The 15,567-nt window shown below is 44.6% G+C and carries 8 protein-coding genes; 4 read left to right on the top strand and 4 right to left on the bottom strand.

The window, feature by feature from the left end; all coding sequences use genetic code 11:
- Window position 1 precedes the first annotated feature (1 nt).
- Window positions 2–1,036 (top strand): lysylphosphatidylglycerol synthase transmembrane domain-containing protein, encoded by a 1,035-nt coding sequence (locus DUK53_RS08285; protein ID WP_052165018.1) that lies wholly within the window; start codon window positions 2–4, stop codon window positions 1,034–1,036.
- Between the two features lie 493 nt (window positions 1,037–1,529).
- Here DUK53_RS08285 and DUK53_RS08280 read toward each other — a convergent pair whose 3' ends face one another.
- Complete coding sequence (locus DUK53_RS08280) at window positions 1,530–1,775, bottom strand: hypothetical protein (RefSeq protein WP_036132897.1); 246 nt, start codon at window positions 1,773–1,775, stop codon at window positions 1,530–1,532.
- Window positions 1,772–2,977, bottom strand: coding sequence for an MFS transporter (locus DUK53_RS08275; protein ID WP_036132895.1), 1,206 nt, complete (start codon window positions 2,975–2,977; stop codon window positions 1,772–1,774). Before DUK53_RS08275 ends, DUK53_RS08280 begins: the two co-directional genes overlap by 4 nt.
- 183 nt (window positions 2,978–3,160) lie before the next feature.
- Between DUK53_RS08275 and DUK53_RS08270 the strand changes: the two genes are divergently transcribed.
- The 3 genes from DUK53_RS08270 (at window position 3,161) to DUK53_RS08260 (ending at window position 14,273) form a co-directional block, all read left to right on the top strand.
- The gene (locus DUK53_RS08270; RefSeq protein ID WP_036132892.1) at window positions 3,161–3,820 is read left to right on the top strand and encodes a Crp/Fnr family transcriptional regulator; all 660 of its coding nucleotides are present in this window, start codon (window positions 3,161–3,163) and stop codon (window positions 3,818–3,820) included.
- A gap of 116 nt (window positions 3,821–3,936) precedes the next feature.
- Window positions 3,937–5,658, top strand: a complete 1,722-nt coding sequence (locus tag DUK53_RS08265; protein WP_036091222.1) for an ABC transporter ATP-binding protein — start codon at window positions 3,937–3,939, stop codon at window positions 5,656–5,658.
- A gap of 407 nt (window positions 5,659–6,065) precedes the next feature.
- Window positions 6,066–14,273 carry a SpaA isopeptide-forming pilin-related protein gene (locus DUK53_RS08260; protein WP_161564227.1) on the top strand — a complete coding sequence of 2,736 codons (8,208 nt, stop codon included), beginning with the start codon at window positions 6,066–6,068 and terminating at the stop codon, window positions 14,271–14,273.
- A 59-nt stretch (window positions 14,274–14,332) separates the two neighbouring features.
- Here the strand turns inward: DUK53_RS08260 and DUK53_RS08255 are convergent, their stop codons facing one another.
- Both DUK53_RS08255 and DUK53_RS08250 read right to left on the bottom strand, forming a co-directional pair.
- Complete coding sequence (locus DUK53_RS08255) at window positions 14,333–14,884, bottom strand: GNAT family N-acetyltransferase (protein WP_036132890.1); 552 nt, start codon at window positions 14,882–14,884, stop codon at window positions 14,333–14,335.
- 3 nt (window positions 14,885–14,887) lie between these two features.
- On the bottom strand, window positions 14,888–15,553 hold the full coding sequence (locus DUK53_RS08250; RefSeq protein WP_052165016.1) for a TetR/AcrR family transcriptional regulator C-terminal domain-containing protein: 666 nt from the start codon (window positions 15,551–15,553) through the stop codon (window positions 14,888–14,890).
- Between the last annotated feature and the right edge of the window lie 14 nt (window positions 15,554–15,567).

Genomic DNA, 15,567 nt, shown 5'->3' with positions numbered 1-15,567 from the left:
GATGAGTAAAAATACGAGCCGGCATCTGATTAGTATTTTGCTAGTCGTTGCGATTAGTGTTGGATTTATTTATTTCCAATTTCGTGATGTCAAATGGAGTACGGTTTTCGATGTTCTGAAGCATGTGAATTTAGTTTATATTGGGATTGCTTGTTTGGCGATGTTTTTGTATTGGTGGCTGGAAGCGGTTGTGTTGCATCGTTTTGGAAAGCAAGCAGATCCTACATTGAAGCTTCGAACATCGTTTCGAATCACGATGATTGGGCAGTTTTTTAATTCGGTGACGCCGTTTGCGAGTGGTGGACAGCCCGCGCAGCTTTATTTATTGACGCGACGGAAAATCGATATCGGACTTGCGAGCTCGGTCTTACTCATCAAGTTTATTATTTATCAAGCGGTGATTGTCGGCACGTTTATTTTCTTTTTGATCGTCGGTTTTCCGTTGCTTGGACACACGACATTTGAAATTAAGTACTTGATTTTGATTGGATTTGTGATTAATTTAGGAGTCATTGTTTTTCTGATGACGGTGGCTAAAAGCGAACGTGTGGCTGCGGCAATTGTACATCTTCTGTTGAAGCCAGCGCTTTTATTCGTTAAAAAGGAAAAGCGTGAGGGGATTCGTGAAAGCGCGGATAGCAAGATTTTCTCGTTTCATGAGGAGAGTGTGCGTTTTAGTGGGAATAAACGATTGATTTGGGAATGTGTCGGGTACACGACTGTTCAGCTCCTATTTTATTTGAGTATTCCTTATTTTGTGTTACTTAGCATGGGCGTGACGGATGTTGGTTTGATGACAGTGATGACATATCATGCATTTGTGATGAAATTGTCGTCCTCGATCCCAACGCCTGGTGGTAGTGGTGGCGCGGAATATAGCTTTACCTCGTTTTTTGGAATGGTGCTGAGCCCAGATAAATTGGTGATTGGACTGATTTTATGGCGCTTGATTACGTATTATAGTTGCACGATTTTCGGCGCGATTGCGATGATACCATTTGGACGGCGAACCAAGAATACAGAGTCTGATGCATAACCCAAATAAATCGGCGACAAGCGTTCGCATTGTTGGGGCTGTTCGAAATGTAATGAGTTACAGCCCCAATATGCATGAGAGCAAAGCGAGCATGTAATCCTTCCCGGCTGTTCGAAATGAGTTGTACCTATAAGCATCGAAAATAGGCGTTCCTTCTAGCTATTTAAAACAAGGATGCGGTACATCTTTACGTTTCTGCTATACAAGAGCCGTTTCGCTTAACTTCTTGCATGGTCGAGGAAACTACCCTCTCCCTGCTTTCAGTCATCACATACACCAGTATGCTCCGCTTTGTTGTTGTTCTTTGAAGCAAGGCGAATTAGAACCTCAATATGCAAAAGAATGGAATGAGTTTGCCATCCTCATTCCACCAAATCCCCTGAATACAAACGCTTTCGCTCGATTTGTGTAACGCATTATTTTCGTCTTACCCAAAAATAAAGGGGCAGGCGATTTTGTCTTGTTTGGAGTTATATCCTAAACCTTTCGTCTATTATGAAGTGGTAAAATAATCGGCTTGCCATCTTGCAATGAGGTTTTGTGTGTCGTCGGTGGATAGGGCTTTATAGCCGATAATGTGTTCTTTCGCGATTTCTAAGCTTTCAAAATGGTCGATCAACCGTTGCGCGGTATTGTTGATATGAACGTCTCCGAGCGTGATGGATTGATTTTTTTCGTTATCTGCAAGTTGATGGCCGATGATGTAGCCGGCTGCTGTTACTAAAAGTAGATGGTTCATATTTCTTCACTTCCTTTTAAATTTTTTGGTGCGGGCATGGTGACATATCTTTTTGAAAAGTACATATAGACGAAAATGCAGGCGAAGGCGATGATTCCGGCAATGATGTAGAGGCCTTGGAAGGATAGGACGTGGTGGATTTCGCCCATGATGTAGGGTCCGATTCCTAAGCCGAGATCAAGCCCGATAAAGTAGGTGGATAAGCCGATGCCGATTCTGTGTGGTTCGCAAACTTTTAAACTGACGGCTTGCCCATTGGACATAAATGTTCCGTAGCCTAAGCCGATTAAGCCGCCGGAAAGAAGCAAGACAAAGCTGGTCGAGGCGGTGCTTAGAACGAATAATCCCACGGCTAAGAAGAAATAGCTTGGATACATAACGAATTTTTCACCTTTGACATCGAATAGTTTGCCGGACATGGGTCTGGTGAAGGTTATGACTAAGGCGTAAACAACGAAGAAAAAGGTGCTGGCGCTGACGAGATCGATGGCTCTGGCGTAAGAAGCAAGAAATGTGAGTACGGTGGAATAAGAGATGCCCATCAAAAAGGCGACGAAAGCGATTGGCAGTACTTTCAATTCCACGAAGCTTGATAGAGTCCAGGTTTTCAATGCTTTGCGGTGTTCGTCTGTTAAAACGATATTTTTCACAGGGAGGTAGAAGCAGAGAAGGGTTGTTAGGAGTACAAGGATGCTGGAGAAAAGAATGATGGTATAAAAACTTGTTTGACTGAGCATAATCATGCCGATAAAGGGACCAATTGCTGCGGCTAAACTTGTGCTAAGTCCGTAATAATTGATGCCTTCCCCGTTTCTTGATTTAGGGATATAGGATGTGACGATGGCATTGGTGGCTGTGGAGGTAGTTCCGTAAGCAAAGCCGTTTAAAAAGCGAATGAGGAACATGACGGAAATAGAGGGCATGTATATGTAAGCGATTGTGGTGAATAAAAAGAACAAGATACCGTATCTCAGAACGCGTTGTCGACCGAGTAATTCTAGTTTCTTTCCCATATAGAGTCTGGCTAGCAATGTACCGATGATGTAGATGCCAGATGCAAAACCAGCCTCGCCAAGTGATGCGTTCAAGTTTTCTTGGGCGATGACGGCGATGATAACCATTAATAAGTAATAGACGAGGTACACGACGAAGTTAATGAGTGTGATTAAAATGAAACCTTTGTTGAATAATTTTTCTTTCATGCGATAAAACTCCCTTTCTTGATAACAAGCATTAGTATAGAGCTTTTTTTGTCCGCGTACTTTTTAATTTGGTAATCTAGTATGATATATACAAAAATGTATAACAAATGTTGTGAATAAATGTGGAGGGATTCTGTATGATGGAGATAGATAAGCGGGATTTTGGATAAAGGGGATGGAATAATGAATCAGGATATTCTTAGTGAATATGTCAGTGCCAATGATTTTCCGATTGTTACGAGGGCGCGCCGCAAATATTTAACGTATGAGGGACTGGAAGATTCGTATGTGTATATTTTAAAAAGTGGGATTATCAAGACGAGTATTATTTCAAGGGATGGTCGCGAATTTAATCTGGGTTATATTAATAAGATGGATATTGTGTCGCTACTAAAAGATGAGTATTCTCAGTTTGCGAATGCGCCTTTTAATATTCGGGTGGAGTCGGATAGTGCGGAGTTATATCGGATTGATCGGGTTCAGTTTTGGAGGGATGTGAATGGGAATGGTGATTTGCAGATTTATGTGAAGGATTACTACCGGACGCGGCTTTTGGAGTCGATTAAGAAGATGCAGCAAATGTTGATGAATGGCAAATTAGGGGCTATTTGTACGCAGCTTTATGAGTTGTATAAATTGTTTGGTGTGGAGATAGAACAGGATCAGTTTTTGATTGATTTTTTGGTGAGCAATGAGGAAATTGGGCATTTTTGCGGGATTAATTCGGCGAGTAGTGTGAATCGGATTTTTCAGCAGTTGAAGGCGGAGGGCGTTATAGCGATGCAGAATCGGTATATTATTATTAAAAAGCTCGATGTGATTCAGGAAAATGTGATTTTTTGAGGGGGAGGTTCTTGCGTGTAGCGGGAACTTTTTTTATTGAGAAAGATTCTCAACTAGGCAGGTGCGCGTTTGTTTGTTATAATAGAATTTCCGTGACAGAAAGGGGAGGTAAGATGATGTTGAGACGATTTTTTAGTTATTATAAGCCTTATAAGCTTTTATTTATAATTGATTTTGGGTGTGCGGTTATTGCGGCGCTCCTTGAGTTGGCGTTTCCGGTGGCTGTGAATCAGGTGATTGATAAGTTGTTGCCGAATAAAGACTGGGGATTGATTGTGACGGCGGCTTTGGCGTTGTTGTTTTTCTATTTTTTGAATATGTTTATGCAGTATATTGTGACGTATTGGGGGCATATGTTGGGGCTCAATATTGAGACGGATATGCGCCGGGATTTGTTTGCGCATTTGCAGAAGCAGCCGTTTGAGTATTATGACAATCAGAAAACAGGGAAATTGATGTCGCGGATGACGACGGATTTGTTTGAGATTGGAGAGGTCGCGCATCACGGACCGGAGGATATTTTCATTTCGATTATGTCGCTTGTTGGGGCGTTTTTGTTGATGATGACGATTAATGTGAAGCTTGCGGTGATGACGATTGTGCTCGTGCCAATTTTAGGCGTTTTGATTATTCTGTTTAACAAAAAGATGACGGGTGTGAATACGCAGATCTTTAAGGATTTGGGTAGTTTTAATGCGGGCGTGGAGAACGCGATTAGTGGTGTGCGTGTGGTGCAGGCGTTTGCGAATGAAGGTTTTGAGCGGGAGCGTTTTGGATTGCTGAATCAGACGTATCGCCAATCGAAATTGATGTTTTATAAGGTGATGGGATTTAGTTTCTCGTTTAACTACTTTTTGATGCGCTTGATTACGTTATTTGCGCTGTTTTTTGGATCGTATTTTGTGATTAATGATGAGATTTCGTACGGGCAGTTTGTGAGCTTTATTTTGCTAACGAATGTGTTTATGCGGCCGATTGAGAAGATTAATTCGGTGATTGAGAGTTATCCGAAAGGGATTGCTGGATTTAAGCGGTTTATTGAGGTGATTGACACGAAGCCGGCGATTGTGGACCGGGAGGATGCAGTGGACGTGGCGCATTTGCATGGTGATATTTCGTACAAGAATGTGTCGTTCCAATATGATTCAGGAAAAATGGTGCTGGATGGGATTGATTTGCAGGTGAAGGCGGGCGAGACGATTGCGTTTGTTGGGCCTTCTGGTGCTGGGAAAACGACGATTTGTAACTTGTTGCCGCGGTTTTATGATGTGACGGCGGGCGCGATTACGATCGATGGGATGGACATTCAGGCGATGACGCTGGCTTCTTTACGGGCGCAAATTGGTGTGGTGCAGCAGGATGTGTTCTTGTTTTCGGGATCGATTCGGGAGAACATTGCGTACGGAAAATTGGATGCGACGGATGAGGAAATTCAATATGTGGTGAAACTGGCGCATTTGGAGAAAGTTGTGGATGAGATGCCGAATGGTTTGGATACGCTTATCGGGGAGCGGGGTGTGAAGCTTTCTGGTGGACAGAAGCAGCGGCTGGCGATTGCGCGCATGTTCTTGAAAAACCCGCCGATTTTGATTTTGGATGAGGCGACATCAGCGCTTGATACGGAAACGGAACTGGTGATTCAGCAGTCGTTAGACGAGCTCGCGAAGGGGCGGACGACGTTGATTATTGCGCATCGATTGGCGACGATTAAACATGCGGACCGGATTATTGTGGTGAACGAGTCTGGAATTGCGGAACAGGGAACGCATGCGGAGTTGCTGGCAAGGAATGGCGCGTACCGTAATTTGCATGATGCACAGTTTTCAAGAAATGAATAATACTAGCTTTAGAGGTAAGGGATTTTATTGTTAGAGTCCTTACCTTTTTTTCATCTAATAATGGAAAATAAATCTATATTAAAGGGTGTATTAACTATAGTGAAAAAATTTTTTTGAAACGGGAATAATGTGTATTTGTGTCTTATTTGACGCTGTTTTGTAAATCTTTTGTTCTTTATATGTAGCTTTATTTCCCATATTTAGAATTTTATCGTGTTTGGAAATAGTAGATAGTGGTATTAAATACTTCTAGAGTAATTTTGTGTAAAAAAAATTACTTATTAGATAATTATAATGCGAAATTTGTGGTTACTTTAGGTACATATATAATCCGATAGGAAAGTAGTTCGGTTTTTTCGGAGAGATAGAAGTAGCTGTTTTTTTTGTATTAGAAAATGGGGGAGAGAATGATGAAGAGAATACTGGCTTCGGTGCTTACTTTCATGTTGGTGGCGTTCACGGTTTTGACGGCGATTCCGGCTCAATCTGAGAATCTGGACGCTGTGGAAAAGGACTTTTTTACAGGTGTTGTTGTGGAGGATGGGGCTGGTAAGGCGATAACGGCGGATTCGGAACCGCTGCAATTGGAGAAAAGCAAGGTGGCTATTCGGTACGGCTGGACGATTGCTAGTGGGGAAAATTTGGCTGGCAAAGAGGTTTATTTGACGATGCCGGAAAACGTGAATTTGGAGAAGAATTTGAGTGAGGATTTCCAAATTGATGGTGTGACGTACGGGACATTGGTAATGGATAACGCGAAGCATACGTTGCATTTGACGTTTAATGAGAAGGCAACGGGATTTACGGAGGATAAACAGGGGGAAATCGTTTTAGATGCGACGCTTAAGAGTGATACGAAAGAGAAGCTTCTGCCGCTGAAATTTAATCTTGGTACGCAGTTAGTGACGGTTGATGTGCCGCTTTTACAGGATGAAAAGACAGATAATGGAACGCAGGTTACAAAAGAGCCTGAGAAAGACACAAAGAAAGAGGCAACGGTAAAATCAAAAGCGAAGTCGAATGCATCTGTGGCGTCGATTGAAGGAACCGCGATTACTTCTAATATTTTAACAAGTGTCGTGTTAACAGACCTTAATGGGAATCCGTTTACAGATGAAAACCGACCAACGATAGATTCACAGGCGAAAATTCAGATTAATTGGGAACTTCCTGATTCTTTAAATGTAAAGAACGGAGATACGTATACGTTCTCGATTCCAACCCTTTTTGCGGTTACTAGCCCAATTACGGGAACATTTGGCGAATATGGAACGTTTGTTGTGAATACAGATCATACTGTCGTGATGACGTTCAATGAAAATGCAGAAACATCTTCTAATGTGCAGGGGGAAGAGCATTTTACCACGTATTTTGATCAGCAGCAGATCATTGGTATTACAACGAAGACAGTGACTTTTCCGGTAGATGAAGGTGCTACTTTTACATTGAATTTCATACCGAGTGGTGGGAGTAGTATTACGAAAGCGGGGACAGCGAATGCTACGTATAACCCGACCTCTATTAACTGGAGAGTCCAGGTGAACGGAAATCAGAAGCTCCTTAAAAAGAGTATTCTGAGAGACCCGATTCCAACAGGGCTGTCACTTGATCCAACGTCTATTCAAGTTTACAAGTTGAATGTTTTTACGAATGGGACAAACGCGGTGGGAGCTTTAGCGGATCCTTCTGAGTACACGATTGTGCCAAATGCGAACAATACGCTAGAAATTGATTTTGCGGATAGTAGTATTAAGGCGTACGAGGTTAGGTACTCGACTAATATTACGGATTTAACGAAGACAACTTTCACGAATACGGCGAATCTGACGAGTACGAATAATCCTACGGTTACTGCCTCTTCTACAGTGCCGGTTAATCGCGGGAAACGTCTGAATAAATCAAGTACGTATGATTCTAAAACGCAAAAAATTTCATGGACGATAAATTATAACTACGATACGGCGCCTATCACGCAACCCAATGCCATTATTCGTGATTTATTTACAAACACATACGGGCTTGTGGCAGGATCGATTGTTGTTAAAAATGTAAGTATTGATGGGGCAGGCGTGGCGACGGTTGGTAGTACAGTACCGGCTAGTGCGTATACGGTGACGCCTACATCAACGGGGACACAAAATGGTTTTAATTTGCAGTTTAATCAAGCGATCACTGGGGCGTATGTGATTACGTATGATACGACGCCGACGAATATTATAACAACAAATCTTAGTGTTGCGAATACCGTAACGACGCCAAATGGTTCGACAACGAGTACTGCATCATCAACGAGAAGTGTCACCCAAGGAAATATTAGCAAAACGGTGACGAGTACGAATTATAATACGAAGGTTATGCAGTGGCAACAGGTTATCAACAATAACAATTATATTATGAACAATGTTTTCATCAAGGACCGTTTTACATCGGATGGTTTAACACTGATTCCGAGTACGGTGAGACTTGTGGACACAAATAATGCGAATAGTGTTTTAGTGGCGGGTGTTGATTATATATTAACGCAATACGGGGACGGAAAAGGCTTCACGATTGAGTTAATTGGAAACTACGAACAAAATATGACACATACGCTGCGATTGACATACAGTACCTCGTTTAATTATTCGGAGGTAACGGCGCCAAACAATTTTGAAAATGTGGCTTCAATTTTTTGGACGGAAATTAATGGTGATGATACGAGTTCGGTCGTTGTTAATGTGAATCCGGGTGATTATACGAAAAATAATGGTTTTAAATCGGGGACGTATGACGCGCAGCAGAAGCTTATCACGTGGACGGTTGGCATGAACTATAATTTACTACCTGTGGCGGATCCTATTTTTACAGATACCGTGACAGCGAATCAGGCGTTGATACCGAGTTCGATTGAAGTGCATAAAATGACGCTTGGCACGGGGCAGAATAGCTATTCGGATGGTGGGATTGTACCGAGTAGTGAGTACACGCTAGACACAACGGGCGGTATTATTACGGTACATTTCAATCATAGTATTCAAACGGCTTACTATATTACGTATAAAACGAGTCTGGCGGATAAACTCATCGTGTCCACGTACACCAATACGGCGACGTTAAAAGACGGGACGCAGGATTTTGGTTCTTGGACAGGTAACGTGAATATTCCGAGTGGTGGTAGTTATGTCGGAAAAACGGGTGTTCAAAATGGAGCCAATATTGATTGGACGGCTACTGTTAATGCAGGGCAGTCAACGGTTTCGAATGCGACGCTTATAGATACGCCAACGAGTAACCAAGTTTTGATTCCAGCTTCGTTCCATTTGTATAAGACAGTGGAGGCTGTGAACGGGACCTTTACACAAGGAGCGGAACTCGTGCAGGGACAGGACTATACATTAGCGATTACAACGAATAATACGACGGGTGCCCAAACTTTTAAAATTACGTTTGCTAATACGATTTCAACGGCTTATATCTTGAAGTACAGTTCTTTTATCGATGCGAATAACCAAGAGACTGCTAGTAATTCGATTAAACTAGCCGGTGCGAATATCACGACGGAACAAGTGGAAACGACTTCGAATGTTGTTGTAAAAGTGACGGACGGTGGCGGTAGTGGTACCGGTGTTCGTGGGACGATTACGGTGACGAAAACGGATAGTGGAACGACGCCGCTTGCTGGTTCTACACTCGCGCTTTATGATTCGACGGGAACGGTTGTGTTGCGTTCGGGCGTCTCGGATAGCAATGGTCAAGTTGTTTTTGGTGCTTTGCGGTACGGGAACTACCTGATAAAAGAGCTGGTGGCGCCAACTGGTTATGTTATTTCAGACTCGTTGGAAACGGGGATGGCGGTGAACATTGCGGCGACGACAAAAGCGGTGACAGTGAAAAATGCGCTGTTTGTTGGAGAAGTGACGCTGACGAAATATCAAACGAGTACGACGACGGCCTTGGCTGGTGCGGTTTATCAGTTGAAAAAGGGCAATGTGGTGGTTCAGGACAATTTGACAACAGATAGTAACGGGAAAATTAAAGTGTCGAATTTGTCGGCGGGCAGTTATTCGTTTGTGGAGGTTACGCCGCCAACGGGTTACCAGCTGAACACGACGCCAGTTCCGTTCACGATTGCGGCAAAACAGACGACGGCGGTTGCGGTGAGTGCTTACGATTCGCTGATTCCGGGCACGATTTCACTGACGAAAGAGGATAGTGTGACGCATGTGCCGCTCGCTGGTGCGGTGTTTAAATTGCTGAACAGTGCGGGGACGACGTTGCAATCGAATTTGACGACGAATATTCAAGGGAAGCTGGAGATTCCGAACTTGCCGCTTGGAAATTATACATTGGTGGAAACGGTGGCTCCGACGGATTACAAGTTGGATGCGACACCAATTCCGTTTACGATTTCAAAAGCGACGGGAAGCACGAATGTTGTTGCTAAAACGATGACAAATACGCTGAAAACGGGCGGGATCACGTTGACGAAGAAGGATAAGAAGTCGGGAGCGGTACTTGCAGGAGCGGTTTTCTCGTTGCAAAAGAGTAACGGTGATTTGGTGCAGGCGAACTTGACGAGTGACTCGGCTGGGAAAGTGCATGTGACGAATTTGGCACCGGGAACGTATCAGTTTGTGGAGACGGCGGCACCGACGGGTTATTATTTGGATAGTACGCCGATTCCGTTTACGATTGTGAAATCGCAGTTGCAGGAAGTGACGGTTAACGCGCTTGATAAGGTGATTCCGGGGACGGTTGTTTTGACGAAGGTGGATAATGTGAGTGGGGAAACGCTTGCTGGTGCTACTTTTAAATTATTGGATGGGAATCAGAATGAGCTGCAAACGGGGCTTGTGACGGATGCGTCCGGGAAGTTGACGATTCCAGACCTTGATCCAGGAAATTATGCTTTGGTGGAAACGGGGGCGCCGGTTGCTTATCAGCTGAATAGTACGCCGATTCCATTTACGATTACGCTAGCGCAACAGGATGCTTTGCAGTTGACGGCGAAGAATACGCTGAAAACGGGCGCGATGATGTTCCATAAGGTGGATAGTGTGGATGCCGCGCAGAAATTGGCTGGCGCGAAGTTCACGTTGACGGATAGCGCGACGGGGAATGTGGTCGATGCATCGCTTGAGGTCGATGCGAATGGTGATTTGTACATCGATGGTTTGGCGCCTGGGGAGTATGACTTGATGGAAACGAAGGCTCCGACGCATTATCAGTTGCCGACGACGCCGTATCATTTTACGATTGTTAAAAATCAGACGACGGCGCTGGATGTGAATTATGCGAACGCGTTGATTAAAGGCAAGGCGGAGTTGACGAAACGGGATAGTGTGAATCCGCTGATTACGATTCCGGATGCGACGTTTGATGTGTTGGATGCGGATGGTGACACGGTGCAAACGGGCTTAGTGACGGACGCTGATGGTGTGGTTACGACGCAGGATTTGGCGCCGGGTGATTATACGTTTGTGGAAACGAGCGCGCCATTTGGCTATATTCTAGACGCGACGCCAGTTCCGTTTACGATTGGTAAGTCGCAAGTGGCGGCGGTGAAAGTGGACGCGAGCAATGTGCTGACGCCGGGCGATGTTATATTGACGAAAGTAGATCAGAAAACCAATACGCCGATTGATGGTGCTACTTTTAAAGTGGTGGATAGTAACGGCGACCTAGTGCAGGAGGACTTGGTTGGTGGTTCTGATGGTGTGATTCGCGTGAATGATTTGGCACCGGGGGACTATCAGTTTATCGAGACGGCGGCACCGACGGGATATTATTTAAATGCAACGCCGATTCCATTTACGATTACAAAAGGGCAGGCGGAACCTGTTTCGGTGAGTGCTCCAAATAAAATTATACCGGGTACCGTGACGTTGTCGAAAACGGACGATGTGTCGGGAGAAGTTTTGCCGGGCGCGGTTTACAAGTTGCTGGACGGCGATGATAATGTGTTGCAGGAAGACTTGACGACGGATGCGTTTGGTAAAATAACGATTCCGAACTTGGATCCAGGTGATTATGCGTTGCAGGAAACGATAGCGCCGCAATATTATCAATTGGATAGTACGCTGATTCCGTTTACGATTGTGAAGGCACAACAGGAGGCGGTGCAGTTAACGGCGACGAATACGCTGGAAACGGGTGCTGTGACCTTGCATAAAACGGATGATGTGGATGCGGCTGTGAATTTGGCAGGGGCGAAGTTTTCACTGAAATCGGTGACGACGGATACAGACCTTGGCGAAACGGTAGCGACGGATCAAGATGGTAAACTTTCGATCGATAATTTGGCACCGGGGGATTATGAACTCATGGAAACGGTGGCACCAACGGATTACCAACTGCCAACGACGCCGATTGCATTCACGGTTGTGAAAGGACAGCAGACGGCTTTGGAGATTGCTTACACGAATACGTTATTGACTGGGAAGGCGATGTTGACGAAAACGGATAGCGTGAATCCACTGCTCATGATTGAGGGCGCGACTTTTGACGTGAAAAATTCACAAGGAGAAGTGGTGCAATCGGGCTTAGTGACGAATCAAGGTGGTCAAATCACAACGAAAGACTTGGCGCCGGGCGCGTATACGTTTGTGGAAACCGCGGCACCATTTGGCTATATGCTGGATGCGACGCCAATTCCGTTTACAATTGTTAAATCGCAACAAACGAAGGCGAGTGTTGCGACGACGAATACGCTGACAAAAGGTGGTGCAGTCTTAACGAAGCTGGATCAGAAAACAAGAACGCCGATTGATGGTGCTACTTTTAAAGTGGTGGATAGTAACGGTGACTTGGTGCAGGATAATTTGACTGGCAGCGAAGACGGGCTTATCCGGGTGAACGATTTGGCGCCGGGAGATTATCAGTTTATTGAAACTGCCGCGCCATATGGTTATTATTTGGACGCGACGCCAGTAGACTTTACGATTGCAAAAGGACAACAGGAGGCTGTGGCGGTTCAAGCGCTGAATAAGATTATTCCGGGTACTGTATCGTTGGATAAAGTAGATAGTGTGTCTGGCGAAGCATTGCCGGGAGCAGTGTTTAAGCTGACAGATGGTGAAGGTGTGACGTTGCAAGAAAACCTAGTGACGGACGTCTTCGGGAAGATAACGATACCGGATCTTGATCCAGGCGATTATATTTTGCAAGAAACGCAAGCACCAGAATTTTATCAGTTAGATAGCACGCCAATACCGTTTACGATTGTAAAAGCGCAACAAGAGGGGCTGTATTTGGAAGCGAAGAATACACTTTTGACAGGATCGATTCGGTTGCATAAAGCGGATAGCGTGAATCCATCGAAAAGTTTGTTGGGTGCTAAATTTAGATTGAAATCGTTGGGCTTGAATATCTCGCTTGGAGAAACGGCTGCAACGGATGAAACGGGAGATATCTACATCGATAACTTAGCGCCGGGTGAGTACGAATTGATGGAAACACAAGCGCCGACGCATTATCGCTTACCGACGATTCCGCTCAAATTTACCGTGGTGAAAGGGCAGCAGCAAACCTTGACGATTAATTATGCGAACGAGATGATACGTGGTAAGGCGATGCTGATGAAGGAAGATAGCGTCAATCCTGATGATCACTTGTTTGGAGCAGTTTTCAAGGTAGAGGACATGAACGGCAACGTTATTCAGACGGATTTAACGACGAATGCGGATGGTGAAATTGAAACGGCTGATTTATTGCCAGGGGATTATCAGTTTATCGAGACGAGTGCACCGATTGGCTATGAACTCGATCCAACGCCAGTACCGTTCACGATTGTTCCGTCTCAACAAGAAGAAGTAGAGGTAACGATGCCAAATACGCTTATTCCGGGCTCGGTCAAATTGACGAAAACGGCTAGCGAGACGAAAGAACGGCTAGCGGGTGCCATTTTTGACTTATATACAGATGGTGGAACGCGCATTCAAGAAAATCTCGTGAGCAATAATTTGGGTGAGTTAGGCGCGACGGATTTAGCACCAGGGGATTATTATTTCCAAGAGAAAACAGCGCCAAAAGGTTATCTGTTGGGTACCACAAAAATACCGTTCACGATTGATGAAAACCAAACCACGGTGAAAGAAGTAACATTTACAAACCAAAAAGATTATGGTAGCATCATCGTTCATAAAGTCGATCGGGATGACGAGAAGATATCGCTAAAAGGCGCCTCTTACAGCATTCTAGACGCAAATCAAAAAATGGTTGCCAAAGGAATCACGCAGGCAGACGGTAAAGTGCATTTCCCTAAATTGATTCCAGGTAAGTACTATGTCAAGGAACTGAAGCCGCCAAAAGGGTATACAGTTGACCCAGAACCGAAGCAGGTAGCGATTCCAGAGCTTAGTACGAAGCCAATCACAGTTGTCGTAACCGATGCGAAAATTGTGATACCACCAACGAATCCAGATAAACCAGATAAACCAAACAAACCAAGCACGCCAGATAAGCCGGACACGAATACACCAACACCGATGAATCATGGCAGTGACACGACGATAAAAGGTGTGAAAAAAGGGAATCAGACATTGCCGCATACCGGGGAGGCAGAGGAATGGCTATTCTTGTTTGCTGGTGGATTCTTGATTCTGAGCACGATGTTATACACACGCAGAAAACGTTAATAGTATAGGAAAAGGATGGAGGCTGACTCAAATACATCAGCTTCCATCCTTTTTTGAGGTTATTTTAGATATTTTTCGCGATATTCCCGAGCGAGTATGCTCATCACAATCGAATCGTGATACGCGTGGTCGTAAAACAAGGCTTCTCGTTGCACGCCTTCGATTGTGAAACCGACTTTTTCATAGGCGCGGGCGGCTTGTTTATTGTAGGCAAATACGTTTAGTTCGACGCGGTGCAAATTCAAAATTCCGAAGCCGTAATCGAGCATGAGTCGCATCGCCTCTGAGCCGTAGCCTTTACTTTGATGTTCCGCTTTTCCAATCGCGATCCGTATGTTGGCGTTGCGATTCGTCGTGTCGATATCCTGTAGCGCAATGTCGCCAATCACTTCCTCCGTATCTTGCAAGCAAATCAGCAACAACACCGCGCTACTGTCCTGCCATTTATTCGCGATGTATTGCTCGATTTGGGCGTACGTAAAAGCCTGTTTTGTTCCCGTTAGGCGGCGCACATCCTTGTCAAAAAATAACGTATAGTATGTATCTTGATCGTCTGCATTCAATGGACGCAAGAAAACGCGTTCCCCTTGTAATATCTTATCTTTGCGCATAGTTTACACTCCTTCATTTGACGCCAGCAACTTCTCAGCACCAGCGATAATAACGTCCAGTCCAAATAGAAAATTCAAATCAAAACGATTGCCAGATGCAGCGTGCTTTTTCATAGCTGGCAGTACTTTGAGATTTTGCGTATCTTCCCGTTCGAACATCGAGGCAAAAAGTCCATGTATTTTATCCGGCCCAACTTCGCTCAGCGTCCGGTCCTGTGACGTTTCATCCAGCGCAATGCCCGTCACATAATTATCGATCAAATTGCATAGAGCAAGCGTCTGATCTTCACTGAATCCAGCGTCCGAAAAAGCGCGGAACAAGCAATCAATCAGCGTCAAACGGTGGATATCCACAGGAACAGTTTTCATCATGATTTCCGCGCCGTCTGGGATTTCGCGCATCATATCGTGGCTTCGGATCGCAATAATACGCGCTTTTTCCTGCCAAGAGAGCGTCGAATCAGGGAGCTCAATCTGGGATGACATGTAGCTCGCCAACCCTTGAAGCAAATCCTGTTTGTTCTTAAAATGCCAATAAATCGCAGGGGCTTGGACGTTCATCGCTTCGGCCACTTTACGCATCGACAATTTTTGTATACCATGCTTCTGTAAAACTTCTAATGAGGCCAGAATGATCTTTTCTTTGGTCAGATTCCTTTTTTTGCTCACTAAAAATACTCCTT

It is taken from the genome of Listeria sp. SHR_NRA_18 (assembly GCF_003856515.1).
GTDB lineage: Bacteria > Bacillota > Bacilli > Lactobacillales > Listeriaceae > Listeria_A > Listeria_A newyorkensis.
This window is presented reverse-complemented; position numbering and strand designations above follow the sequence as displayed.